We start from the raw sequence: 25715 nt of genomic DNA on the forward strand, positions 1-25715 counted from the left end.
CGCGCGCGCGCCCGCTGCCATGGCCCGTATCCCCGACGCATTCATCGACGACCTGCTGGCCCGCTCCGACATCGTCGAGGTGGTGGGCAGCCGCGTGCCGCTCAAGCGCCAGGGCAAGGAGTACGCCGCACGCTGCCCGTTCCATGACGAACGCTCGGCCTCGTTCACGGTGTCGCCGACCAAGCAGTTCTACCACTGCTTTGGCTGCGGCGCGCACGGTACGGCGATCAGCTTCCTGATGAACTACGACCGCCTGGAGTTCCTCGACGCGGTCGATGAACTGGCCAAGCGGGTGGGCATGGAAGTGCCGCGCGACACCCAGCCGCGCAGCGCCCAGCAGCAGGACGACAGCCGCGAACTGTACTCGGCGCTGGATGCGGCCACGCGCTTCTTCCAGAAATCGCTGGAGGACAGCGACAAGGCCCGCGCCTACCTGGACCAGCGCGGCGTGGACGAGGAAAACCGCGCGCGCTTTGCGATCGGCTATGCACCGGACGGCTACAGCGCGCTGAAGGATGCCCTGGGCAAGGACGAGCGGCGGATGAAGCTGCTCGACCGCGCCGGGCTGTTCTCCAAGAACGACCGCGGCCACGTCTACGACAAGTTCCGCGACCGGGTGATGTTCCCGATCTTCGACCGCCGTGGCCGGGTGATCGCGTACGGCGGCCGGATCATGGGCCCTCCCGACGACGGCCGCGACGCCGGGCCGAAATACTTGAACTCGCCCGAAACCGCGCTGTTCCACAAGGGCCGCGAGCTGTACGGCCTGTGGCAGGTGCGCCAGGCCAACCAGAAGATCGAACGGTTGATCGTGGTGGAGGGCTACATGGACGTGGTCTCGCTGTTCCAGTTCGGGGTCACCCAGGCAGTGGCCACGCTGGGCACGGCGACCACCCCGGACCATGCCGAGCTGCTGTTCCGCAACGCGCCGGACGTGTTCTTCTGCTTCGACGGCGACGCCGCCGGCCGCCGTGCCGGCTGGCGCGCGCTGGAATCGGTGCTGCCGCGCATGAAGGACGGGCGCCAGGCGTTCTTCCTGTTCCTGCCCGACGGCGAAGACCCCGACACCATCGTGCGCAAGGAAGGCCGCGAGGGCTTCGATACCCGCCTGAAACAGGCCACGCCGCTGTCGCAGTTCTTCTTCGACGAGCTCACCCGCGAGGTCAACATGGCCACGCTGGACGGCAAGGCGCGCCTGGCCGAACGGGCCAGGCCGATGCTGGCGCAGATTCCCGACGGCGCCTTCGGCGACCTGATGAAGCAGCAGCTGGCCACGTTGACCGGGCTGGGTGCCAAGCCTGCCGCGTCTGCGCAGCCCACGCGCGCGCCCTCGCGTGCGGTGGCGCCCACCCAGCGGCGCAGCCTGGTGCGCGCGGCGATCGCCATCCTGCTGCAGCAGCCGTCGCTGGCGATGACCCTGGAAGGCCATCACTTCAACGGCCTGCGCCTGCCCGGCATCGACTTGCTGCTGGAACTGCTGAGCCTGGTCGAACAGCGCCCGGACATCAGCACCGGCGCACTGCTGGAGCATTTCGAAGGCCGCGAGGAACAGGAGTCGCTGCACAAGCTGGCCGCGCAGACCCTGCCCGGCGAGCAGGCGATGTGGACCCAGGAACTGCACGATGCGGTGGCCCAGCTGGAAAAACAGCTGCTGATGCAACGTCTGGACGAGCTTCAGGCAAAGCATCGGCAGCAGGGCCTGGACGATACTGACAAGTACGAACTGCGCGAGCTGCTCAAGGCCCGCGCCACCCTGCGCTGAGCCCCGAGGAGCCCGCTGACATGACCACCGCCACCCTCCAGCCTAGCGCTCCCCTGTTGGTCGGCCTGCTCCTGGCGGCGCTGTCGCTGCTGCCGCTGGCCGCCAGCGCCGGGGAGCTTCCGTTCGCACAGCCGCGCCCGCAGCTGTACAGCGCCGGCCAGCCCAGCGCCGCCCAGCTGCAGCAGGCCGCCGCCGCCGGCATCACCACCGTGATCGACCTGCGCCAGCCCGATGAAGACCGTGGCTTCGATGAAACCCGTGCCGCCGAGCGCCTGGGCCTGCGCTATGTGCGCATTCCGGTGGCCGGCGCCGCCGGGCTGACCGATGCCAATGCGCGCGCCCTTCACGCCGCGCTGGCGCAGAGCCAGGGCCCGGTGCTGGTGCACTGCGCCTCGGGCAACCGTGCCGGCGCGCTGCTGGCCCTGCTGCAGGCGCGCGACGGTGCCTCGATCGACCAGGCCCTGCAGTTCGGCCGCGACGCCGGCATGAGCTCGCTGGAAGCGCCCACCCGCGCCCTGCTCGAACAGCAGGACGAGCGGTGAGCACGGGCATGCCGCCGGTCACCCCCTGGTGGTCGCGGCTGCGGCCGGACAACTTCACCCTCGCCCTGCTGTGCACCGTGCTGCTGGCCTCCGTGCTGCCGATGCATGGCGCGGCGGCAATGGTGCTCGACGATGTCACCGACGTGGCCATCGCCGCGCTGTTCTTCCTGCATGGCGCGCGCCTGCCGCGCGAATCGATCGTGGCCGGCGTGCTGCACTGGCGCCTGCACCTGACCATCCTGGCCTGCACCTTCGTGCTGTTCCCGCTGCTGGGGCTGTTGTTCAAGCCGCTGGACGGCGGGCTGCTCACCCCGGAGCTGTATATCGGCGTGCTGTTCCTATGCGCGCTGCCGTCCACCGTGCAGTCCTCGATCGCGTTCACTTCGATGGCGCGCGGCAACGTACCGGCGGCGGTGTGCAGCGCCTCGCTGTCGAGCATCCTGGGCGTGTTCCTGACTCCCCTGCTGCTGGCCCTGCTGGCCGGTACCGCCGGCGGCATGCACAACCCGCTGCAGGCCATCGCCAGCATCATGCTGCAGCTGCTGGTGCCGTTCATGGCCGGCCACCTGCTGCGCCCGTGGATCGCCGGCTGGGTGGAGAAACAACGCGCGCTGCTGCGCTACACCGACCAGGGCACGATCCTGCTGGTGGTGTATTCGGCGTTCGGCGAGGCGGTCAGTGAGGGGCTGTGGAGCAAGACGCCGGTGCTGTCGCTGCTGACCGTGGCGGTGGTGGCGGCGGTGCTGCTGGGCATCGCCATGCCGACCATCGGCTTCATCGCGCGGCGGTTGGGCTTCAACCGCGCGGACCGCATCACCATCCTGTTCTGCGGCTCCAAGAAGAGCCTGGCCACCGGCGTACCGATCGCCAAGGTGCTGTTCGCCGGCGGCAGCCTGGGCGCGATCGTGCTGCCGATCATGATCTACCACCAGATCCAGCTGATCGTCTGCGCGATGATCGCCCAGCGGTATGCGCGCGATCCGGTGGAGCCTGCGCCGGTCATCCGGCAGGACTGAACGGCAGAAGCATTGCGCCAGCACGGTCATGCCCACCACCGGCCGCGGACACGGCATCGGAAGGCGGTCCCGGCATGATGCGCCCCCGGCAGCGCGTGCCCACCGCTCTGGTAGGGTCGTTTCCCAAACGACTGCCGATAACGATGATCGGCGCGATGTCGGCGTGACCCGCAACGCGGAAGGCCGTGCAGATGTCATGGCAAAAGCAGTCCGCCGAAGGTCATGCCACCACCGACCGCAGACACACCATCGGCGGGCGATCCCGGTAGGGTCGTTTCCCAAACGACTGCCGATAACAGTGATCGGCGCGATGTCGGCATGACCCGTAACGCGGAAGGCCGTGCAGATGTCATGGCGAAGCAGTCCGCCGCCGAAGGTCATGCCACCACCGGCCGCTGACACACCATCGGCAGTCGTCTGGCGAGCGACCCTACCAGCACGCCAGGCACGATGTGCGGCACCACGATCAACCATCGTGATCCACCGGCCTGGCAGGCACCGGCCCCGAATCCGCCTGTGGCCTACAACCAGGGCAGCATCCAGTGGTCCACCATCAGGAAGGCGAACAGCGCCATCAGGTAGACGATGGACCAGCCGAACATCTTCATCGAGAACAGCTCATCGGGTGGGTTCAACATGCGCCAGGCGTACCAGAGGAACACCGCGTTGAGCACCACCGCCCCGCCCAGGTAGAACATCCCGCTCATGCCCACCAGCACCGGCAGGAGGCTCACGATCGCCAGCACGATCGAATAGACCAGGATCGACTTGCGGGTGTACACCACGCCGTGGGTGACCGGCAGCATCGGGATGTCGGCCTTGGCGTAATCCTCGCGGCGGAAGATCGCCAGCGCCCAGAAATGCGGCGGGGTCCAGATGAAGATGATCAGCACCAGCAGCGAGGCGTACGCCCAGTCCGATGGGCCCTGCATACCGGTGATCGCCGCCCAGCCCAGCATCGGCGGGGTGGCGCCGGCCAGGCCGCCGATCACGATGTTCTGCGAGGTCGCGCGCTTGAGGTACACGGTGTAGATCACCGCATAGCCGATCAGCGAGGCGAAGGTCAGCACCGCGGTGATAGTGTTGACCCAGACGATCAGGATGGTCATCGACAACGCGATCAGGATCCCGGCAAACACCAGCACCTGCCACGGCTTGACCTTGCCTACCACCAGCGGGCGCCACGAGGTGCGCGCCATCTGCGCATCGATGCGCGCGTCCAGCAGCTGGTTGATCGCCGCCGCCGCCGAGGCGGCCAGCCAGATGCCAAAGAAACCGAGCGCGCCGTCGATGGCCTGCTGCGCGGTAGGCATGCCCGGGATGGCCAGGAACATGCCCACCAATGCGGTGAACACGATCAGGGCCACGACCTTGGGCTTGGTCAGGTCCCAGTACTGACGATAGTTGTTGAACATGTCCTCAGCCCACCACGCCGGTGCCGTCGGCCACTGGCCGCAGATCGGCATCCGGCGCGCGCAGGCGCGCCAGCAGCGTGACCAGCACGAACAACAGCGCCACTGCCCCACCGCTGTGGGCCACGGCCACTTCCAGCGGCACCGCCAGCTTCACGTTGAGGATGCCCAGGGTGATCTGCGCCACCACCAGCAGGCCCAGCGCACTGGCCCAGCCGCGCATGCTGGGCAGCTTGAACAGGCGCACCGACAGCCACAGCAGGTACACGGCGACCACGATCGCCATCATGCGGTGCGCCATCTGGATGGCAATGCGCGAGGCGCCATCGAGCACGCCGCCTTCGTAATCCACGCCGATACCGCGCCACAGGGTGAAGCCTTCCCTGAAGTCGTGCGGCGGCCACCACTGGCTGACGCAGCGCGGGAAGTTGTCCAGCGAGGCGCTGCCGCCGCCGCAGGCCAGCGCGGCATAGTTGGCGCTGACCCAGCCGCCCAGGGCGATCTGCAGCACCAGCACCGCCACGCCGGCGCGGATCAGCCAGGCCAGCTTCGGCGCTTCGGCCAGGGTGATCGGCATGTGCGTGGCGCGCCACGCCATCCATACCAGCAGGCCGAACATCAGCATGCCGCCGAGCAGATGGCCCATCACCACGATCGGCTTGAGCAGCAAGGTCACCGTCCACATGCCCAGCAAGGCCTGGAAGATCACCACCGCCAGGGTCAGCAGGGCAGCGCGCGCCAGGTCGATGTTGTTCCAGCGCAGCGCGGCGACCAGCAGGATCACCTCGCCGATGATCGCCAGGACGCTGGCCGGCACGTGCATGCCCATCATGTACAACGGGATGCCGGTGGCCACCAGCACACAGGCGGCGACCACTGCGGTGCTGCCCCAGCGGCGGCGGCGGGTGGCCAGCAGGGCCAGGGTCAGGATTTCGATGCCGAGCGCGCCGGCCAGGAAACGGTGCACCTGCTCGCGCCACGCCTTGTGGGTTTCCAGTGGGCGAATCGCGGTCGCCTCATGGCCGACCACCTCGGCAGCGTGCTGCGGCCAGGTAACCCGGCCATAGCAGGTCGGCCAGTCCGGGCAGCTCAGGCCGGCATCGGACAGGCGCACGAACGAACCGAACATGATCGTACTGGCGGTCATGATCAGCGCAAACCACGCCAGACGGTGGAAATTGCGGTGCAGCGCCGGGCGTGCGGAGGGGCTCATCTAAACGGAACTCACTTCAGTTTCAGCAGCGTTGCCAGGTCTTTGCGCAGACCGGCCATATCGAATCCCGGCGCATAGCGCATGATCACGAAACCGTTGGGATCGATCACATACACCGGCGTTCCGGCGGCGTCATCCACAGCGGGCAAAGCGGCACGCAGGTCCGGTTGGGCGCGCAGCGCGCGCAGTGCGGGCATGCCCTGGACCTCGGCCGGCGGCGTGCCCAGCCACAGGATCTCGACATTATCGGCGTTATGCCCGAACAGCTGCCACACCTTGCCCAATCCCTGCGACAAAGTGACGCACTCGCGCGTACAACCCGGTGCCGGGGCCACCAGGATGCGCCACGTGCGCGCCTTGGGGTTCCATGCATACACTTGGCCATCGGCCAGGGTTGGCGGCTGCGTGCGCAGATCCAGCGGTGGTTGCAGCAACTGCCCGCTGTTGCGGTGCGCGGCCGGCTGCCAGCCGGAAAAACGCAGCACGCCAGCCAGCGCCATGGCGCCGAAGAACACGCCGAACAGGGCGATCAGGGTCCAGCGGCCGCGTGAACGCGACGGCAGCCGATCCGAAGAGGTGGCATTCATGGGCGGTATTTTCTCATGTTGGGCCGGTCAGCGCCGGGAAGTAACCACAGGGCGGCGGCGTGAACGCAGTTCCAGCACCAGCGCGACCACCAGCACGGTCAACGCCAGCCCGAACCATTGCACCGCATAGCCCAGGTGGCGGCTGGGCGGCAGGGTGTTGGGCAGCAGGTCCAGATCGCGCGCATAGCCACCGGGCAGGGCCGGATCCAGCCGCAGCACGCGGCCGGGCAGGCTGCGCGGCGGCAGCGACAGCGTGCCGGCGAGCTGTTCGGGGTCCATCCGGCTGGCCAGCCAGAGCCCCGGCTGGGTGGTGGCCGACAACGCCGGCCCCAGTGCCAGGCCGGCCGCCGGCGGCGGCGCCAGCAGGCCGGCGATGCGGGCCGCGCCGGTGCGCGCGTGCAGCGCAGGCAAGGTGCGGTCGGCCGGCATCGGCAGCCAGCCCAGGTCGACCAGCACCAGCGCGCCGGCGTCGCTGCGGAACGGCTGGTAGAGCTTGATTCCGGCACGGCCGCCGCGGGTCTGGTTGTCCAGCGCGATGGTGCCGGGCAGGAACCGGCCGTGGTCGTCGACCCAGCGCAGGCGCGGCGGCACGGCCAGGGCCTGGTCCAGGCGCAGCGATTGCGCGCGCGCCGGCGCCTGCTGCGCCAGCAGCGCCTGTTTCTCATGCATGCGCTGCAGCTGCCAGCGGCCCAGCTGGCAGAACCCGGCGATCACCAGCAGCGCGGCCACCCAGCCGATCAGGCGCGTGTGCTTGCGCATCATGACAACGCCGGCAAAACGCGGTCAGATAGGCATACCCGCCCCGCCATCGAGCCGCGCATGAATGATTCGTTGAAGACCCTGCTGGTAATCGCGTTTCTGATCGTCATCGTCTGGAATCTGGGCGCCGGGCTGTACTACCTGCTGGTTGACCGCGGGCAGACCAAGCGCACCGTCAATGCGCTCACCCGCCGCATCGCGGTGTCGGTGGCGCTGATCGTGCTGGTCGTGGTCGGCATCTACAGCGGCTGGATCAAACCGCACGGCATCGGCGGCTGAAGCAGCGTGGCCAGGAGCCGCACCATCGACGGTGCGGCCCGGTCCCGACGCTACAGCACGTAGACGAACAGGAACAGCATCAGCCACACCACATCGACGAAGTGCCAGTACCACGCGGCCGCTTCGAAGCCGAAGTGGTTGTCGCGGGTGAAGTGGCCCTTGGCCGAGCGCAGCCACATCACCAGCAGCATGATCGTGCCCAGCAGCACGTGCGCGCCGTGGAAGCCGGTGAGCATGAAGAACGTCGAGCCGTAGATGCCCGAGCCCATGGTGAGGTTGAGTTCCTTGTAGGCGTGGATGTACTCCTCGGCCTGCAGGATCAGGAAGCCGATGCCCAGCAGCACGGTCAGGCCCAGCCACACCAGCAGCTGGCGGCGGTGGCCGGCCTTGAGCGCATGGTGGGCGATGGTCAGGGTCACCCCCGAGGTCAGCAGGATCAGGGTGTTGATCAGCGGCAGGCCCCAGGCCGGGATGGTCTGGAAGTGCCCACCGATCGCGCCCGGGCCGTTGGTCGGCCACGCCGCCGAATAGCCGCTCCACAGCAGTTCATTGGTCATCACCCGGTCGCCCTCGCCGCCCAGCCACGGCAGGCCCAGGTTGCGGGTGTAGAACAGCGCGCCGAAGAACGCACCGAAGAACATCACCTCGGAGAAGATGAACCACACCATGCCCATCCGGAACGAACCGTCGACCTGGTGGTTGTAATGGCCGGCCTGCGATTCGCGCACCACGTCGCTGAACCACCAGAACAGGGTCAGCACCAGCATCGCGATGCCGGCATAGAAGGTCCACTTGCCCCAACCGGAATCGTTGAGCCAACTGGCCACGCCGACCATGGTCACCATCATCGCAATGGAACCGATGAACGGCCATTTGCTGTGCGTGGGCACGAAGTACACATTGGCATCGGGGCTTTGCTGGGCCATGGTCTTGGGATCCGGTGCGTATCAGGGGGCGGCGTGTGCGCCGGCCGGTACCGCCGCGGCGGCAGGCAACTGCGCCGACAGCGCGTCGTTCTTGTAGAAGGTGTAGGACAGGGTGATGGTCTTGATGTTGGCCGGCAGGTCCGGGTCGACGATGAAGCGCACCGGCATGTCGCGCTTCTCGCCGGCCTGCAGGGTCTGGGCGGTGAAGCAGAAGCACTCGGTCTTGCTGAAGTATCCCGATGCCTTGGCCGGGGCCACCGACGGCACCGCGCTGCCGACCAGGGCACGGTCGCTGTCGTTGCGCGCGTAGTACAGCGCCTCGTTGAGCTCGCCGGGCACCACGTCCATGGTCAGCTGCTCGGGGTGGAAGGCCCATGGCAGCTTGGAATTGACCCCGCCATCGAACTCCACCCGCACGGTGCGCTTGCCGTTGCCGACCGCGCCGGTTGCGGCCGCGCCCGGGCCGCGCTCCAGGCGCACGCCGAACACCTTCTCGCAGGCGATCCGGTACAGCGGCACCAGCGAGAAGGTCAGCACGAACACCGCCACCGCCACCCCGATCAGGCGCGGCAGGCCCGCGTTGCGGGCGGCACCGGTGGGACGTGCCTGGCTCATCGCCCGATCACCCCGCTGAGGATGAAACCGGCATAGACGGCCAGCGCCACCAGCCCCACCTTCCACGCGGTGCGGTGGGCGCGGCGGCGCTGCAGGGCCTGGGTGTCGGGCGTGTGCGCGGGAGAATTCATGCCGGCCTCAATGAGTGACATCGTCGTGGGCCAGGTCGCCCGGGCGGATCGTCGGCGGCGTGGTGAAGGTATGCGCCGGTGCCGGCGACGGAATCGTCCACTCCAGCCCGCGCGCGCCCTCCCATACCCGGTCGGTGGCCTTCTCGCCATTGCGCAGCGAGGACCACAGGATCGCGGCCATCATGAACGGGGTGACGAACATGCCGAACGCGCCGATCGAACTGATCAGGTTCCAGTCGGCGAACGCCACGCTGTAATCGGGGATGCGCCGCGGCATGCCGGCCAGGCCGAGGAAGTGCTGCGGGAAGAACAGCAGGTTGACGAATACGATCGACCACCAGAAGTGCACCTTGGCCCAGGTTTCGCTGTACATGCGCCCGGTCCATTTGGGCCACCAGTAGTACACCGCGGCGATCAGCCCGAACACCGCACCGGTAACCAGCACGTAGTGGAAGTGGGCGACCACGAAGTAGGTGTCGTGGTACTGGAAGTCGGCGACCACGATGGCCAGCATCAGCCCGGAGAAACCGCCGATGGTGAACAGGATCACGAAGGCCACCGCCCACAGCATCGGCGCTTCGAAAGTGAGCGAGCCGCGCCACATGGTGCTGACCCAGTTGAACACCTTCACCCCGGTCGGGATGGAGATCAGCATGGTGGCGAACATGAAGTAGATTTCCCCGCCCAGCGGCATGCCCACGGTGAACATGTGGTGGGCCCAGACGATGAACGACAGGAAGGCGATCGCCGCCACCGCGTACACCATCGCCTGGTAGCCGAACAGCGGCTTGCGGCTGAAGGTGGGGATGATTTCGCTGACCACGCCGAACGCCGGCAGGATCATGATGTACACCTCCGGGTGGCCGAAGAACCAGAAGATGTGCTGGAACATCACCGGGTCGCCACCGCCGGCGGCATTGAAGAAGCTGGTGCCGAAGAACTTGTCGGTGAGCAGCATGGTCACCGCACCGGCCAGCACCGGCATCACCGCGATCAGCAGGAAGGCGGTGATCAGCCAGGCCCAGCAGAAGATCGGCATTTTCAGCAGGTCGATGCCCGGCGCGCGCATGTTCAACACGGTGGCGATGATGTTGATGGCGCCCATGATCGAACTGATGCCGGCCACGTGGATGGCAAACACGGTGAAGGCCACGTTGTAGCCGCCCTGCAGCGACAATGGCGGGTACAGCGTCCAGCCACCGGCCGGTGCGCCACCGGGCAGCAGGAAGGTCAGCAGCAGCAGGCTGAAGGCCACCGGCAGCAGCCAGAACGACCAGTTGTTCATGCGCGGCAGCGCCATGTCCGGCGCGCCGATCTGCAGCGGAATCATCCAGTTGGCCAGGCCGACGAAGGCCGGCATCACCCCGCCGAAGATCATCACCAGCGCATGCACGGTGGTGAGCTGGTTGAAGGTTTCCGGCTTGACGAACTGCAGGCCCGGTTGCATCAACTCGGCGCGGATGATCACGCTCATCGCCGCGCCGATGATGAACATGATGAAGCTGAAGAGCAGGTAGAGCGTGCCGATGTCCTTGTGGTTGGTCGAGAACAACCAACGCTCCACAAAGCTCTGCTGATGCCCGTGGTGCCCATCGTGGTCAACTGCGGAATGCGCCATCGCAACTACACCTCACTGGATCCGGTGGAACCCGCACCCGCCGGCTGGCGGACGCGGCTCGATTTCAGGCGTTGCCGTCTGCTGCGGCCGGTGCGGCCGGCGCCACCGGTTCGGTGGCCGGCGCGGGCGCGGCAGGCGCCGTTGCCGGTGCCGCAGCCGGAGCAGGCTCGGGTGCGGGCGCCGGCTTGCGCGAGGCCAGCCATTTCTGGAAGTCCTCCTTGGACACCGCCTCGACCACGATCGGCATGAACCCGTGGTCCTTGCCGCACAGTTCGGCGCACTGGCCGCGGTAGACGCCGGGCGTTTCGATGTTGGTCCAGGCCTCATTGATGAAGCCGGGAATGGCATCCTGCTTCCAGCCCAGCGCCGGTACCCACCAGGCATGGATCACATCGTCGGAGGTGATCACAAAGCGCACCTTGGTATCCACCGGCAGCACCAGGCGGTTGTCCACTTCCAGCAGGTAGTGCGGGTGCGATGCCAGCGTGGGCACCTTGCCGCTCTGCCGCACCCGGTCCGACTCACGGTCCAGGCGGCTGGTGAAGGTGACGTCCTGCCCCAGGTACTCGTACTTCCACATCCACTGGTAGCCGGTGACCTTGACGGTCATTTCCGAATCGCGGGTGTCGTAGAACTTGATCAGGTTGGCCGTGGCCGGCCACGCCATCACCACCAGGATGATCACCGGGATCACCGTCCAGATGATTTCGGCCTTGGTGTTGTGGCTGAAGGTGGCGGCCACCGCGCCCTTGGACTTGCGGAACTTGAAGATGGCGTAGAACAGCGCGCCGAACACCAGCACCCCGATCACCGTGCACACCCACAGCGAGAACATGTTGGATTCCCAGGCCAACCGCGCGCTCTGGGTGACCCCCTTGCCCATGTTCAACTGCCAGGGTTTGGGGTCGGCCGCCTGGGCCCACGCCATGGCCGGCGCCAGCAGCGCCACCCCACTCATTACCGTCTTGCCGAACGTGCTGCCCCACTTTCTGCGTTGCTTCATTGCCTAGACCCTTAGCGTCGTCGGTTGCAGCCATCGCTGGCCACGAGCAAGCCCTCTGGTTTTCCGGGCCGATGCCTGGCCCGGGCGGTCCTTCTCGTCACCGACGCAACGCCTTCCCCCATTCAGGGCGACGGCGCGTGCCGGTCACTACCCGGCGGCGGGGATGACCTCGCGCTCCGGGACCTTCAAACACAGCAAACAACTGAACAGACAGCGGTGACAACGAGCGCCGTGGGGGACGCCATTCCTGTCGCAGGAAACGTCTCGATGGTAGCCCTGCTTTCCAGCAGCTAGCAAGGGTCCATTCACACTGGGCCCGATGCTGCAATACAGCATCGGCACCGGCGGCACTTTTGCCGAATTCAGCACACTTATTGTGCCCGCGGCCGTCTGGCGCAATCCCGCTGTATGAAAGGCTATGGACGGGATGGGTTGGGTTTCCGGAATCGCTTTACGCGCCCGAAAAGCGATTAAAATGGTCAAGTTCTCCACGAGCCAACCGGCATGACCGCACCCTCCGCCCCGATTTCCAGCCCGGCCCCGTCCGGCGCCCCCCGCCCGCCGCTGCTGTCGCCCGAGCTGCCGACGCCGCCTCCTGCATTGCGCCAGGCGATCACCGACGCCTGGATGAAGGACGAGGCCAGCCACGTGCGCGAACTGCTCGAGCAGGCCCGCCTGCCGGCCGCCGAACAGGCACAGGTGCAGGCCACCGCCGCCGACCTGGTCAAGCGCGTGCGCGTGCGTGCCCAGGACCAGGGCGCGATCGAAGCCTTCATGCGCCAGTACGACCTGGGCAGCGAGGAAGGCGTGCTGCTGATGTGCGTGGCCGAAGCGCTGCTGCGCATTCCCGACCAGGACACCGCCGACAAGCTGATCCGCGACAAGCTCGGCGATGCGGACTGGAAGAAGCACATGGGCGGCAGCGATTCGGTGCTGGTCAACGCCTCCACCTGGGGCCTGATGCTGACCGGCCGCCTGGTGCAGATCAACGATGCCACCCGTGCCGACGTGCCCGGCGCCTTCAAGCGCCTGATCGGCCGCGTCGGCGAGCCGGTGATCCGCCTGGCCGTGCGCCAGGCGATGAAGATCATGGGCCATCAGTTCGTCATGGGCCGCAGCATCGACGAAGCCCTGTCGCGCTCGCACAAGGGCGACAACGCCAACTACCGCTATTCGTTCGACATGCTCGGCGAAGGCGCGCTGACCATGAAGGATGCCAAGCGCTACCTGGAAGACTACCGCCGCGCCATCCACGCCATCGGCGGCGACCACAAGGCACGTGGCGGGCGTGCCGATGGCGACGTCAATGCGGCGCCGGGCATCTCGATCAAGCTGTCGGCGCTGTATCCGCGCTACGAGCACGCCAAGCGCGCACGCGTGATGGCCGACCTGGTCCCGGGCGTGCTGGAACTGGCCCGGCTGGCCAAGTCCTACGGCATCGGCTGCACCGTCGACGCAGAGGAAACCGACCGCCTGGAACTGTCGCTGGACATCATCGAAGCGGTGGTCAGCGATGCCTCGCTGGCCGGTTGGGAAGGCTTCGGCGTGGTCGTGCAGGCCTACCAGAAGCGCACCCCGTACACGATCGACTACCTGGCCGACCTGGCCCGCCGGATCGGTCGCAGGCTGCAGGTGCGGCTGGTCAAGGGCGCCTACTGGGACGCGGAGATCAAGCGCGCGCAGATCGACGGGCTACCGGCCTACCCGGTGTTCACCCGCAAGCAGAACACCGACGTGTCCTACCTGGCGTGCACCAAGCGGCTGTTCTCGCATGCCGACGCGCTGTACCCGATGTTCGCCACCCACAACGCGCACACCATCGCTGCGGTGCAGGCGATCGCCAAGGGTGGACAGTACGAGCACCAGAAGCTGCACGGCATGGGCGATGATCTGTACGCCGAAGTGGTGCCGGCCGATCGGTTGAACGTGCCGTGCCGGGTGTACGCACCGGTGGGTTCGCATGAAGACCTGTTGCCCTACCTGGTGCGCCGCCTGCTCGAGAACGGCGCCAATTCCAGCTTCGTCAACCGCATCACCGACGACGCGGTGGCCATCGACGACCTGATCCGCGATCCGGTCGAGGCGGTGTCCTCGTTCGCGTCCATTCCCCACCCGAAAATCCCGCTGCCGGTCGACCTGCTGCGCAGCCAGAACCATGACAGGAAGAACTCCATGGGCGTCAACCTTGCCAACGACAACGACCTGCGCGCCCTGGCCGAGCAGCTCAACGCCGCCGTGAAGCCCTGGCACGCCGCGCCGCTGGTGCCCGGCGCCAGCCCGACCGGCGCACTGTTGAACGTGACCAACCCGGCCGACAACCGCCAGGTGGTGGGCCAGTGGCAGCCGGCCGACAGCGCGACGGTGGAAAAGGCGCTGGCCAATGCCGTGGCCGCGCAGCCGGCCTGGAACCGCACCCCGGCCGCAAGCCGCGCGGCGATCCTGGAACACGCCGCCGACCAGCTCGAAGCACGCCTGCCCGAGTTCATGGCGCTGTGCGTCAAGGAAGCCGGCAAGAGCCTGCCCGACGGCATCGCCGAAGTGCGCGAAGCGGTGGATTTCCTGCGTTACTACGCCAAGCAGGCGCGCGAGCAGTTCGGCCATGCCGAGAAGCTGCCCAGCCCGACCGGTGAATCCAACGAACTGCAGCTGCACGGCCGTGGCGTGTTCGTCTGCATCAGCCCGTGGAACTTCCCGCTGGCGATCTTCCTGGGCCAGGTCAGTGCCGCACTGGCGGCCGGCAACAGCGTGATCGCCAAGCCGGCCGAACAGACCAACCTGATCGGCTACTACGCGGTGAAGCTGCTGCTCGACGCCGGCGTGCCCGACGGCGTGCTGCAGTTCCTGCCCGGCGACGGCGCCACCGTCGGTGCCGCGCTCACCGCCGACCCGCGCGTGGCCGGCGTGGCCTTCACCGGCTCGACCGACACCGCCCGCGCGATCAACCGTGCAATGGCCGCACGCGATGCCGCCATCGGCGTGCTGATCGCCGAAACCGGCGGCCAGAACGCCTTCATCGCCGATTCCTCGGCACTGCCCGAGCAGCTGGTCAAGGACGCGATCGGTTCGGCCTTCACCTCCGCCGGCCAGCGTTGCTCGGCCGCGCGCGTGCTGTTCGTGCAGGACGACATCGCCGACAAGGTGATGACCATGCTGGCCGGCGCGATGGCCGAGCTGAAGGTCGGCGACCCGGGCCTGCTGTCCACCGACGTGGGCCCGGTGATCGATGCCGACGCCCTGCAGATCCTGCAGGACCACGCCGTGCGCATGGAGAAGGAAGCCCGCCTGATCGCCGCCGCCGAACTAAGCGAAGCGGCCGCGCATGGCTGTTTCTTCGCCCCGCGCGCCTATGAGCTCAAGGGCTTGGAGCAGCTGCACAAGGAAGTCTTCGGTCCGGTGCTGCACGTGATCCGCTGGAAGGGCGACCAACTCGATGCGGTGATCGACCAGATCAACGCCACCGGCTACGGCCTGACCCTGGGCGTGCATTCGCGCATCGATGAAACCATCGACCGCATCGCCTCGCGGGTCAACGTCGGCAATGTATACGTCAACCGCAACCAGATCGGCGCGGTGGTCGGCGTACAGCCGTTCGGCGGCCAGGGCCTGTCCGGTACCGGCCCCAAGGCCGGCGGCCCGCACTACCTGCTGCGGTTTGCCACCGAAAAGACCGTCACCGTGAACACCACCGCCGCCGGCGGCAACGCCTCGCTGCTGACCCTGGGCGACTGAGTCCAGGCGTGGTGAAGTGAAGAAAGCCCCGCGCAAGCGGGGTTTTTCTTTTGTCCGGCCGCCGCCGCGGTTTCGCCGCGCCCGGCCGCGCATGGCATGATCTGCCGATGCGAACCACCGTCCTGCTGCCCCTGCTGCTCTGCCTGCTCGCCCCTGCAACCGGCAGCGCCGCCGACGCTGTGCCGGCGCAACGCGTGCTGGTCTTCAGCCGCACCGAGCAGTTCCGCCACGATTCCATCCCCACCGCGGTGGCCACGTTGCAGGCGCTGGCAACCGGCGAGGACATGCTGGCCGACCACAGCGAGGATGCCGACGATTTCAGCCCGGCAAACCTGGCCCGCTACCGGGTGGTGGTATTTGCCAGCACCACCGGCAATATCCTCGATGCCGGCCAGCAGGCCGCGCTGGAGGGTTTCATCCGCGCCGGCGGCGGCTTCGTCGGCGTACATGCCGCGGCCGATACCGAATATCAGTGGCCGTGGTATGGGCAGCTGGTGGGCGCCTGGTTCAAGGCGCATCCACCGGGCCTGCAGGACACCCGCGTGCAACCCGAGCGTGATGGCCGCGCGCACGGCAAGGCCTGGGCGATCCGCGACGAGCTGTACAACTACCGCGACAATCCGCGCCCGCGCGTGCAGGTGGTGGCCACCGTGGACGAGCGCCTCTACCAGGGCGGCACGATGGGCCAGGACCACCCGATCACCTGGTGCCACGCCTTCGATGGCGGCCGCAGCTGGTACACCGGGCTGGGCCACGAGGAGGCGGTGTATCGCGATCCGAATTTCCTCGCCCAACTGCGGCAGGGGCTGCGTTATGCGGCGGGGCGTTCAGCGCAGTGCTGAGCGCAGCAGAAGCACCGTTTCGATACGGGCCGCTGCGTCAATGCACCCATCACCGTTATCGGCAGTCGTTTGGGAACCTACCCTACCAGCCCACTGCGGCGGGGCGGTGCGCCCTTGGTAGGGTCGCATCCCGATCGACTGCCGTTGCATGGTCAGCGCCCGATGATGGCATTGCAATCAGCGGGGAAGGCGCTGCACGGCAGAGGCACCGCTTCGATACGGGCCCCTGCGTCAATGCACCCATCACCGTTATCGGCAGTCGTTTGGGAACCGACCCTACCGATGGGGCCATACACGACCCGATTGTCGCCGCGCCGGCATGGTTCCCCGCGCTGGTAGGGTCGCATCCCGATCGACTGCCGTTGCACGGTCCGCGCCCGGTGATGGCGTTGCAATCAACCGGGAAGGCGCTGCCCGGCAGAAGCACCGTTTCGATACGGGCCGCTGCGTCAATGCACCCATCACCGTTATCGGCAGTCGTTTGGGAACCGACCCTACCAGTCCACTGCGGCGGGGCGGTGCGCCCCTGGTAGGGTCGCATCCCGATCGACTGCCTTTGCACGGTCCGCGCCCGGTGGTGGCGTTGCAATCAACGGGGAAGGCGCTGCACGGCAGAAGCACCGTTTCGATACGGGCCCCTGCGCCAATGCACCCGTCACCGTTATCGGCAGTCGTTTGGGAACCGACCCTACCGGCCCACTGCGGCGTGGCGGCGCGCCCCTGGTAGGGTCGCATCCCGATCGACTGCCTTTGCACGGTCCGCGCCCGGTGATGGCGTTGCAATCAGCGGGGAAGGCGCTGCACGGCAGAAGCACCGTTTCGATACGGCGCCATGCGTAATGCACCCATCACCGTTATCGGCAGTCGTTTGGGAACCGCCCCTACCTGTGCTGCGCCAGAGAACCAAAAGCAAAAGGCCCCGCTTGCGCGGGGCCTTCTGCATTCAAACAACCGTTACCGCTGGTTCGATCAGAACTTGTAGTTGAACGAAGCAGCCAGCACGTCGCCGCGGACCTTGTACTTGCCGTTCAGCGAATTGCCCTGGTTGTTGGTGGTACCGGCAATGTTCACGTCCGGATCCTTGGTGAACAGATGGGTATAACCGAAGTTGTACTCCATGTTCTCCGACGGGGTCCAGCCCACGCCGAACGACAGCCACTTGCGGCTGGTGTCGGGCACGCGCACGTCGCGGTGGGCGTTGGTGGTCGGGGTCTGGTCCAGCGCGATACCGCCGCGCAGGGTGACGGTGTCGCTCAGCTTGAAGTCGGCACCCAGCGAGACGAAGGTGGTGTCGCGGTAGGCGAACTCCAGCACCGAATCCGGCTGCGCCGAGCCGTAGTCGATGGTGACCTGGTCGAACGCGGTCGACCAGGCGGTACGGGTGACATCACCCATCACGGTCCAGCGGTCGTTGACGTTGTGGGTCACGCTCAGCGTGGCCGACGCCGGCAGGGTCAGCGTGGCCTTGCCCGAGGTGTTCACGAAGCGGCCCGGCTGGGCCTGGGCCAGCACGGCGGCAGCGGCGACCGGCACGTCGAAGGTGGCGTCGCCGCCGGTGATCTTGTGCTCGACCTTGGAACGGTAGCTGATGCCGATGTGGGTGTTCTCATCGGGGCTGAACAAGCCGCCGACGGTCCAACCCACCGCGTTGTTGTCGCCTTCCATGGTCAGCTTGCCGTCGGCGCTGCCCGGGGCGAAGCCCGGCACGCGCGACTGCGCCAGTGCGGTGCCGAAGTCGATGTTGTTGCTCAGTTCGATGGTCAGGTGCTCAACGAACACCGACGCGCCGAAGGACACGTACGGGTTGACGTCGTAGGAGGCGGCAAAGCCCAGGTCGATCGCCTTCATGTCGGTCTTCATGCCGCTGTAGCGGCCGACCCAGCCATTGTCGTAATCGGTCTTGAAGCCGAACGGTGCGGTCAGCGATACGCCGAAGTGGGCCTTTTCGCCGAGCGGCATGTGGAAGTACGCCGCCGGAACCGGGGCGATCATGCCGGCGTCGCCGCCGTCACCGCCGGTCTGCGGCTGGCCGGTCGGCTTGCGGCCGGTACCGCTGAACTTGGCCGAGAAGCTGATCGCGCTCAGGTCACCCTGGATCTGGGTGCCGTCCAGCTGGCGCATACCGGCCGGGTTGACGGCCATGATCGAGGCGTCGCCCTGGGCGCTGCCCGAGCCGGCGAAGGCGCGGCCGAGGCCCTTGGCGCTGTTTTCCTTGAGCTGGAAGGCGGCGGCGTTGACGTGGCCGACGGCCAGGACACCGGCAATGCCGACGGCCAGGGCGGTGACGCGGGCGAGCGTGGAAGCGGTATGCATGTTTGGTTCTCTCCGGAATTGCGGTGGTTTTTGGCAACGCGCGCCTGCGTCATCCCTGCCCTGGGGCGGGAACAACGCGCCGGATTCCCCTCCCGACATACGACGCCGTATTGGAGTATACCCAGACCGGTTAATGAAACAATAACGGCTGACGCCTTGTGGCTATTCAGCCTGAACGGTTGCTCTCCCCCCGTGACCACCGCCGCGCTAGGCTAGTGCCATCCATGTTCGTGTCGACCCCCTCCCGCAAAAAATCCGCCCTCCGCTGGGCCACTCCGCTGCTGTTTGCCGCGCTGTGGCTGGCCTTCCTGTGGTCGATCTCGCGCCCGGGCGATGCGCGGCGCAGCCTGTGGCTGGACTGGGGCGCGCTGTCCACCGGGCTGACCCAGCCACAGGACTGGTGGGCCACCCTGCAGGACGGCAGCGTGCTGCGCCTGTTCACCGCCTTGTTCCTGCACGCGGACTGGTCGCACCTGCTGGGCAACCTGGTGTTCCTGCTGATCTTCGGGTTGCCGGCCGAGCGGGTGCTGGGCCCGTGGCGGCTGATGCTGCTGTTCCTGCTCGGTGGGGCGATCTCCAACCTGACCGCGATCTACACCATGGGCAGCCCGGACCAGATCATCATCGGTGCCAGCGGGGCGGTGTCGGCCCTGATCGGCGCCTACCTGGCGCTGTTCCCCGGGGCCAGGCTGGGCGTGGTGATTCCGCTGGGGCTGTTCCTGGAATTCGTGCGCGCCCCGGCCTATCTGTTGATCGGGGTATGGGCGGCGCTGCAGGTGGTGTTTGCCTATATCGGCCCGAGCTTCGGCATGGTGGCCTGGTGGGCGCATATCGCCGGTTTCGTGTTCGGCCTGGCCTACGGCGTATATGTGCGCGCGGCGATCGCGCGGCGGCTGCGCAAGCGGCACGGGTTCTGACGGGGCCGCACCGACCAACGGTCGGGGCCTACCGCTGCGTGGCTGCGGGGGATCAGGTAGGTACCGACCGTTGGTCGGTACCCGGGCACCCGGTAGTGCCGGCCGCTGGCCGGCTCCTCGTAACGTCGGCTTCGTACGGTAATGCCGGCCGCTGGCCGGCTCTGCATCGGGCTGGATGCACGCAGAGCCGGCCAGCGGCCGGCACCACCGTCAGGGTTTGGTGGCTTCCGGTTTGGCTGCTTCCGGCTTCACCGCATCCGGCTTCTTCGCTTCGGTCGTCGCATCCGGCTTCTTCTGCGCGGCCGCCTTGGCCGCTTCGGCTTTCTGCTTGGCCAGTACCGAACCGGGCTGCTTCAGCTCGGCCAGCGCGTCATTGATCGGGCCATCGCCGGGCAAGACATCGCCGGCCGTGTAACCGTCGCTGCCTTCTTCGTCGCCACGCAGGTGGCCGGGCAGCGTGGCCTCGCTATAGTCGGTCAGGCTGGCCGGCAGCGCGTCTTCGCCGTCGCGCTTGTCCGGCTGCAGCACCACGTCGGGCACGATGCCGGTAGCCTGGATCGACTTGCCACTGGGGGTGAAGTAGCGCGCCGTGGTCAGCTTGACCGAGTCGCCGTTGTCCAGCGGCAGCACGGTCTGCACCGAGCCCTTGCCGAAGGTGCGGCTGCCGACCACGCGTGCGCGGCCGTTGTCGCGCAGTGCGCCGGCCAGCACTTCGGAGGCACTGGCCGAGCCGGCGTCGGTCAACACCACCACCGGGGCGCCCTTGAGCAGGTCGCCCGGGGTGGCATCGAAGCGCGCGTCGCTGATCGAAATGCGGCCGCGGGTGCTGACGATGTTGCCCTTGTCGAGCAGGTCGTCGGCCACCTGCACCGCGGCGGTCAACAGGCCGCCGGGGTTGCTGCGCAGGTCCAGCACCAGTCCCTTGAGCTTGCCGCCGGCCTGCTGCTGCAGTTGGGTGACCTGCTTCTGGAAATCGGCGCCGGTATCGGCCTGGAACGTGCTCAGGCGGATATAGCCATAGCCCGGTTCCAGCATGCGGCTGCGCACGCTGGTGACGCGGATGGTCTGGCGGGTGACGGTGACGTCGAAGGGCTTGGGCTTGCCTGCGCGCACCAGGGTCAGCACCACCTTGGTGCCGGCCTTGCCACGCAGCGGTTCGGTGGCTTCGATCGCACTGATCGGCTTGCCGTCGATGGCGATGATCAGATCGCCGGCGAGGATGCCCGCGCGCGCCGCCGGGGTGTCGTCGATCGGCGAGATTACTTTCAGGCTGCTGTTGTCGGGTTGCTGCTGCAGTTCCACGCCGATGCCTTCATAGGCACCGTTGGCCTGCTCATCGAAGGCTTCGGCGTCTTCCTTGTCGAAGTAGGTGCTGTGCGGGTCCAGGTCCAGCAGCAGGCCGCGGATGGCCGACTGCATCAGCTTCTTGTCGTCCACCGGATCCACGTAGGCGGCGCGTACCGCGTTGTAGACCGCCACGTAGCGGCGGATTTCTTCCAGCGGCACGCGCGATGTCACCGCCTCTTCGCTGGTGGCCGCATCGGTGCTGCGGGTGGGCGCCGGCCCGGTCTGCTGTGCCCAGGACACCGCCGGCAACAGGGCCAGCAGCAAGGTGGCGGATCGGGCTACGCGCATGAAGCACTCCAGGGTCGGCGGGGACGGTAACGCGCACAGGGTGCGTGGCCCGATTATGCGCGAAGCGGCGATAAATTCCCGTTGAACCGCCTGCCGCAGCGCGGTGCGGCAGTTGGCTGGCTTTCATGTGCGTGCCGCATGCGTGGGCGCGCACGCGGCCGGGCAGACCGATCAGCGGCGCTGCAGCCACGACCCCGGGTCGACCGGCTGGCCGTTGCGGCGCAGCTCGAAGTACAGCGCGGTCACGCCCTGTCCACCGGAATTGCCGACCTTGGCCACCGCATCGCCCTTTTTCACCGCCGCGCCGGCATCGCGCAGCAGGGTGTCGTTGTGCGCGTACAGGCTCATGTAGCCGTTGCCGTGGTCGACGATCAGGATCATGCCGTAGCCGGTCATCCAGTCGGAGAACACCACGGTACCGTCGGCCACCGCGGTGATCGTGCTGCCGGCCGGCGCCCCGATCAGCACGCCGCTGCTGGTGCGCCCATCGGGCAGCTTGCCGCCATAGCGCGCCAGCAGGTTGCCCGACAGCGGCCAGCCCAGCCCGCCGACCTTCGGCGGTGGCGCCGAAGCGACCACCGGCGGGGTCTTGCCCGGGCGCGGCGGCGGGCGCGTGCCGTTGGCGGCGGCGGCCTTCTCGGCCTTCGCTGCGGCCGCTTTCTCGGCAGCGGCACGGCGCGCGGCGGCACGCCGTTCGGCCTCGGCACGGGCGGCAGCTGCACGCAGGTTGGCCAGCAGGGTTTCCAGCGCCTTGGCGTCCTGGCCCAGCGCCTTCTCGCGTTCGCTGCGGTCCTTGTAGCGTTCGTCCAGGCTGGCCACGGTGGCCGCGCGCGCGCGGCGGTCGTCGGCCAGCGCCGCGGCCTGCTGCTTCTGCTGCTGGCGGGTGCCTTCCAGTGCCTGCCGGCGCTGCACGATCTCGGTCTCCACCGCCTGCAGTTCGGCCAGGTCGGTGGTCAGGGCCTGGATGCGGCGGGCGCGTTCGCGCTGCAGGTAGCGGTGGTAGGCCAGGCTGCGGTTGGCGTCGGCCACGCGGTCCTGCGACAGCAGCAGCTTGAGCGGCGCGTTGTTGCCGATCCGGTAGGCCGAGCGCAGCAGCGCGGCCAGTTCCTGCCGCTGTTTGCCCAGGCCGGCCTGCAGGTCGCTGCGCTTGCGCTGCAGTTCTTCCATGGCCCGGGTTTCGCGCTGCAGCGCGGTCTCGGTCTGGGCCAGCACCCGGCCGGTACGCGCGACCTTCTCGTCGGCATCGCGCAGCTGGCGCGAGGCCTGGCCACGCTGGCCTTCCAGGTTGCGCCGTTCCTGCGCCACGCCCTTGAGCTCGCTGCGCAGTTTCTGCAGCTTGCGCTCGGCCTCCTTGGGGTTCTGCGCCAGGGCCGGGCTCACCGCCAGCACCACCAAGGCCAGCAGCAAGCCCCGCAATGCATTCCGCAGGGCCGGTCCGCGGCGGCCTGCGGCCATCGGTTTGTTATTCCGGCGTGAGGAGAATGCGTTGGCGCGCAAGGGCTTTCCAGTGACTTCAGGCAGATGCGGATTGCAGCGATGCATGGTGACATTCCTGCAGGCGGCCTGCCAACCGCATACCGAACCACGAGGTCCCCCCGATGAAACGTTTCCCGCTCCCGCTGCTGTTGGCCCTGGTGCTGCCGTGCGCGCCGGCCCTGGCCAATGAGGGCATCAGCAAGGTCAACGGCAGCATCCATGCCGAGTCCGGCCAGGTCTATGGCGACCTGGATACCGTCAATGGCGGCATCAATGTCGATGCGGCGGCGGTCACCGGCGACATCGAGACCGTCAACGGCGGCATCCGGATCGGCGACAACGCCCGCACCGGCGGGGTGTCCACGGTCAACGGCAGCGTCCGCATCGGCCGCGAAGTGATTGCCGCCGGCGACGTCGAAACGGTGAACGGCAGCATCTTCATCGACCGCAGCAGCCAGGTCGAAGGCGAGCTGCAGACCGTCAACGGCAGCATCGGGCTGGTGGAGGCGCGGCTGGACGGCAGTATCGAGACGGTCAACGGCGACATCACGGTCGGGGTCGGCTCGCAGGTCAATGGCGGGATCCGGGTCAAGAAGCCCAGCTTCAGCCTGTCGCTGACGCCCGGGCGCAAGCCGCGGGTCATCGTTGGCCCCAACGCCGTGGTCAATGGCAGCTTGGTGTTCGACCGTGACGTGAGCTTGTATGTCCACCGCAGTGCCCGCATCGGGCCGGTCAGCGGCGCCCAGGCGCAGCCGTTCGACACCGACGCCGCGCCGCAGGATTGATACCCTCTTCCCGGTGCCCTCGGGCACTGGCCCTTTGTCTCCAGGAATCGATGATGCCCCGCAAACTTCTGTTGTGCCTCGCCGCCGCCGCCGCCCTGAGCGCGTGCAAGGGCGAAGCCACCGCACCCACCGCCCCCGCTGGCGACACCGCCCCGGCCGCCGCCGGCCATGCCTTCTCGGCCGATATCAACGCCGGCGACTTCGCCGAGCTGGTCAAGACCCTGGCCTCGGACGAGTTCGAAGGCCGCGCGCCGGGCAGCAAGGGTGAAGAACTCACCGTCAACTACATCCGCGACCAGATGCAGCGCATCGGCCTGCAGCCGGGCAATGGCGACAGCTGGTTCCAGGACGTGGCGATGACCGAAACCACCGCCGACGAATCGACCGTGCTCAACCTGGACCAGGGCGGCAAGACCCGCGCCCTGACGTTCGGTACCGACATGGTGATCGGCACCCGCAGCGGCCAGCCGGAGGTAAAGGTCGATGCCAGCGAGCTGGTGTTCGTCGGCTACGGCGTGGATGCGCCGGAGCAGAAGTGGAACGACTACGCCGGCCAGGACTGGAAGGGCAAGACGGTGGTGATGTTCGTCAACGACCCCGGCTTCCACGTCGACGATGCCAAGCTGTTCGATGGCAAGCGCATGACCTACTACGGGCGCTGGACCTACAAATTCGAGGAAGCCGCGCGCAAGGGCGCGGCCGCGGCGCTGATCGTGCACGACACCGCCGGCGCTTCCTATGGCTGGGATGTGGTCAAGAACTCCTGGGCCGGCCCGCAGTACGACCTGCCGGCCAAGGATGATGCCGATCCGCGCCTGCCCGCACAGGGCTGGCTGAGCGCCGAGGCGGCGCGCCAGTTGTTCGCCGATGCCGGGCTGGACCTGGACAAGGCCTACAAGGACGCCAGCAAGCGCGGCTTCAAGCCGGTATCGCTGAAGGCCAAGGTGTCCTTCGACCTGAAGAGCACCATTGCCGAGAAGAAGTCGCGCAACGTGGTCGGCGTCCTGCCGGGCAGCAAGCGTGCCGACGAGGCGGTGCTGTACATGGCCCATTGGGACCACCTGGGCAAGCATGAGGGTGAGCAGGGCGACAACATCTACAACGGCGCGGTGGACAACGCCACCGGCGTGGCCGGCATCCTGGAAGTGGCCGACGCGATGGCGCACCAGCAGCAGCCGCCGGAGCGTTCGGTGGTGTTCCTGGCGGTGACGTTGGAAGAGTCGGGCCTGCTCGGTTCCAAGTACTACGTCAGCCACCCGACCTTCCCGCTGGACAAGATCGCCGGGGTGATCAACATCGACGCGATGTCGGTGGCCGGGCGTGCCAAGGACATGACCGTCACCGGTTATGGCAGCTCGGAGTTGGAAGACATCCTCAAGCCGCTGGCCGCCAACCAGGGCCGCACCCTGCATGGCGAGACCGCGGTGCAGAGCGGCTTCTATTTCCGTTCGGACCACTTCAACTTCGCCAAGGCCGGTGTTCCGGCCCTGTATGCCGATGGCGGCGAAGACCTGCGCGACGGCGGCATCGACGCTGGCCGCAAGGCGGCCGAGGCCTATGGCCGCGATCGTTACCACGGCCCGAAGGACGAGTTCGACCTGGCCACCTGGAAGCTGGACGGCACGGTGGAAGACCTGCAGCTGCTGTACGGCGTGGGCAACGAACTGGCCGCTGGCGACCGCTGGCCGAACTGGTATGAAGGCAACCCGTTCAAGGCGGCGCGCGATGCGATGATGAAGCCGAAGGCGGCAGCGGCGGCGGCGACGCCCTGACCGGTCGGGTGTGATCCATGGAATGCAGAAGCGGCGCCCGGTGGGCGCCGTTTTTGTTTGGGGGATGGCGATGGGGATGGTGGGCTGGCCGGTAGGGTCGCATCCCGATCGACTGCCGTTGCACGGCCCGCGCCCGGTGATGGCATTGCAATCACCGGGGAGGGCTCTGTGTAGCTGGGGCACCGCTTCGATAGGGCTCCGGCGTCAAAGCATCCATCGCCGTTATCGGCAGTCGTTTGGGAACCGACCCCACCGAGGGCAGCCATGCGCAGACCGAATGCCGCCGCGCCGGCAGGGCCCCGCATTGGTAGGGTCGCATCCCGATCGACTGCCGTTGCACGGCCCGCGCCCGGTGATGGCATTGCAATCACCGGGGAGGGCTC

21 protein-coding genes are annotated in these 25715 nt (G+C 67.5%); 9 read left to right on the top strand and 12 right to left on the bottom strand.

The window, feature by feature from the left end; all coding sequences use genetic code 11:
• Positions 1-19 precede the first annotated feature (19 nt).
• Genes dnaG through IC535_RS15995 form a run of 3 tightly spaced genes read left to right on the top strand, consistent with a single transcriptional unit; the run spans position 20 to position 3320 of the window.
• Positions 20-1762: a DNA primase gene (gene dnaG / locus IC535_RS15985; RefSeq protein ID WP_228887349.1), complete on the top strand. Its 1743-nt coding sequence runs from the start codon at positions 20-22 to the stop codon at positions 1760-1762.
• Between the two features lie 20 nt (positions 1763-1782).
• Positions 1783-2304, top strand: a complete 522-nt coding sequence (locus IC535_RS15990) for a beta-lactamase hydrolase domain-containing protein (protein WP_228887348.1) — start codon at positions 1783-1785, stop codon at positions 2302-2304.
• A gap of 8 nt (positions 2305-2312) precedes the next feature.
• Complete coding sequence (locus IC535_RS15995) at positions 2313-3320, top strand: bile acid:sodium symporter family protein (RefSeq protein WP_228887347.1); 1008 nt, start codon at positions 2313-2315, stop codon at positions 3318-3320.
• 521 nt (positions 3321-3841) lie between these two features.
• Here IC535_RS15995 and cyoE read toward each other — a convergent pair.
• The 4 genes from cyoE to IC535_RS16015 are packed head-to-tail and all read right to left on the bottom strand — an operon-like array spanning position 3842 to position 7294.
• Positions 3842-4735, bottom strand: coding sequence for a heme o synthase (gene cyoE, locus IC535_RS16000; RefSeq protein ID WP_228887346.1), 894 nt, complete (start codon positions 4733-4735; stop codon positions 3842-3844).
• A gap of 4 nt (positions 4736-4739) precedes the next feature.
• The gene (locus IC535_RS16005) at positions 4740-5945 is read right to left on the bottom strand and encodes a COX15/CtaA family protein (RefSeq protein ID WP_228887345.1); all 1206 of its coding nucleotides are present in this window, start codon (positions 5943-5945) and stop codon (positions 4740-4742) included.
• An 11-nt stretch (positions 5946-5956) separates the two neighbouring features.
• The gene (locus IC535_RS16010) at positions 5957-6532 is read right to left on the bottom strand and encodes a hypothetical protein (RefSeq protein WP_228887344.1); all 576 of its coding nucleotides are present in this window, start codon (positions 6530-6532) and stop codon (positions 5957-5959) included.
• Positions 6533-6559: 27 nt separating this feature from the next.
• Complete coding sequence (locus IC535_RS16015) at positions 6560-7294, bottom strand: SURF1 family protein (RefSeq protein ID WP_228887343.1); 735 nt, start codon at positions 7292-7294, stop codon at positions 6560-6562.
• Positions 7295-7351: 57 nt separating this feature from the next.
• Here IC535_RS16015 and IC535_RS16020 point away from each other — a divergent pair, with 57 nt between their 5' ends.
• Complete coding sequence (locus IC535_RS16020; protein WP_228887342.1) at positions 7352-7570, top strand: twin transmembrane helix small protein; 219 nt, start codon at positions 7352-7354, stop codon at positions 7568-7570.
• A 50-nt stretch (positions 7571-7620) separates the two neighbouring features.
• Here the strand turns inward: IC535_RS16020 and IC535_RS16025 are convergent, their stop codons facing one another.
• From IC535_RS16025 to coxB, 5 genes are all read right to left on the bottom strand, one after another.
• Positions 7621-8496 carry a cytochrome c oxidase subunit 3 gene (locus IC535_RS16025; RefSeq protein WP_228887341.1) on the bottom strand — a complete coding sequence of 292 codons (876 nt, stop codon included), beginning with the start codon at positions 8494-8496 and terminating at the stop codon, positions 7621-7623.
• A 21-nt stretch (positions 8497-8517) separates the two neighbouring features.
• Positions 8518-9111 (bottom strand): cytochrome c oxidase assembly protein, encoded by a 594-nt coding sequence (locus IC535_RS16030; protein ID WP_228887340.1) that lies wholly within the window; start codon positions 9109-9111, stop codon positions 8518-8520.
• Positions 9108-9242 carry a DUF485 domain-containing protein gene (locus tag IC535_RS16035; protein ID WP_228887339.1) on the bottom strand — a complete coding sequence of 45 codons (135 nt, stop codon included), beginning with the start codon at positions 9240-9242 and terminating at the stop codon, positions 9108-9110. The genes IC535_RS16030 and IC535_RS16035 overlap by 4 nt, the downstream gene beginning before the upstream one ends.
• Positions 9243-9249: 7 nt before the next feature.
• Positions 9250-10860, bottom strand: a complete 1611-nt coding sequence (gene ctaD, locus IC535_RS16040; RefSeq protein ID WP_228887338.1) for a cytochrome c oxidase subunit I — start codon at positions 10858-10860, stop codon at positions 9250-9252.
• A gap of 64 nt (positions 10861-10924) precedes the next feature.
• Complete coding sequence (gene coxB, locus IC535_RS16045) at positions 10925-11863, bottom strand: cytochrome c oxidase subunit II (RefSeq protein WP_228887337.1); 939 nt, start codon at positions 11861-11863, stop codon at positions 10925-10927.
• A gap of 504 nt (positions 11864-12367) precedes the next feature.
• Here coxB and putA point away from each other — a divergent pair.
• On the top strand, positions 12368-15592 hold the full coding sequence (gene putA, locus IC535_RS16050) for a bifunctional proline dehydrogenase/L-glutamate gamma-semialdehyde dehydrogenase PutA (RefSeq protein WP_228887336.1): 3225 nt from the start codon (positions 12368-12370) through the stop codon (positions 15590-15592).
• Positions 15593-15699: 107 nt separating this feature from the next.
• On the top strand, positions 15700-16434 hold the full coding sequence (locus IC535_RS16055) for a ThuA domain-containing protein (RefSeq protein WP_228887335.1): 735 nt from the start codon (positions 15700-15702) through the stop codon (positions 16432-16434).
• Between the two features lie 969 nt (positions 16435-17403).
• Here IC535_RS16055 and IC535_RS16060 read toward each other — a convergent pair.
• Positions 17404-18747 (bottom strand): outer membrane protein transport protein, encoded by a 1344-nt coding sequence (locus tag IC535_RS16060; protein ID WP_228887334.1) that lies wholly within the window; start codon positions 18745-18747, stop codon positions 17404-17406.
• A 224-nt stretch (positions 18748-18971) separates the two neighbouring features.
• Here IC535_RS16060 and IC535_RS16065 point away from each other — a divergent pair, with 224 nt between their 5' ends.
• A complete protein-coding gene (locus IC535_RS16065) occupies positions 18972-19664 on the top strand; it encodes a rhomboid family intramembrane serine protease (protein ID WP_228887333.1) in 693 nt (230 codons plus the stop codon).
• 210 nt (positions 19665-19874) lie between these two features.
• Here IC535_RS16065 and IC535_RS16070 read toward each other — a convergent pair whose 3' ends face one another.
• Both IC535_RS16070 and IC535_RS16075 read right to left on the bottom strand, forming a co-directional pair.
• Entirely contained in the window at positions 19875-21299 is a 1425-nt protein-coding gene (locus IC535_RS16070; RefSeq protein WP_228887332.1) for a S41 family peptidase, read from the bottom strand.
• Positions 21300-21470: 171 nt separating this feature from the next.
• Entirely contained in the window at positions 21471-22796 is a 1326-nt protein-coding gene (locus tag IC535_RS16075) for a murein hydrolase activator EnvC family protein (RefSeq protein WP_228887331.1), read from the bottom strand.
• A 101-nt stretch (positions 22797-22897) separates the two neighbouring features.
• Between IC535_RS16075 and IC535_RS16080 the strand changes: the two genes are divergently transcribed.
• Both IC535_RS16080 and IC535_RS16085 read left to right on the top strand, forming a co-directional pair.
• A complete protein-coding gene (locus tag IC535_RS16080) occupies positions 22898-23560 on the top strand; it encodes a hypothetical protein (protein ID WP_228887330.1) in 663 nt (220 codons plus the stop codon).
• Between the two features lie 53 nt (positions 23561-23613).
• Positions 23614-25332, top strand: coding sequence for a M28 family metallopeptidase (locus IC535_RS16085; protein ID WP_228887329.1), 1719 nt, complete (start codon positions 23614-23616; stop codon positions 25330-25332).
• The last annotated feature ends 383 nt before the right edge of the window (positions 25333-25715 follow it).

The organism is Stenotrophomonas rhizophila (assembly GCF_020857975.1).
In the GTDB taxonomy this organism is placed as follows: domain Bacteria; phylum Pseudomonadota; class Gammaproteobacteria; order Xanthomonadales; family Xanthomonadaceae; genus Stenotrophomonas; species Stenotrophomonas rhizophila_C.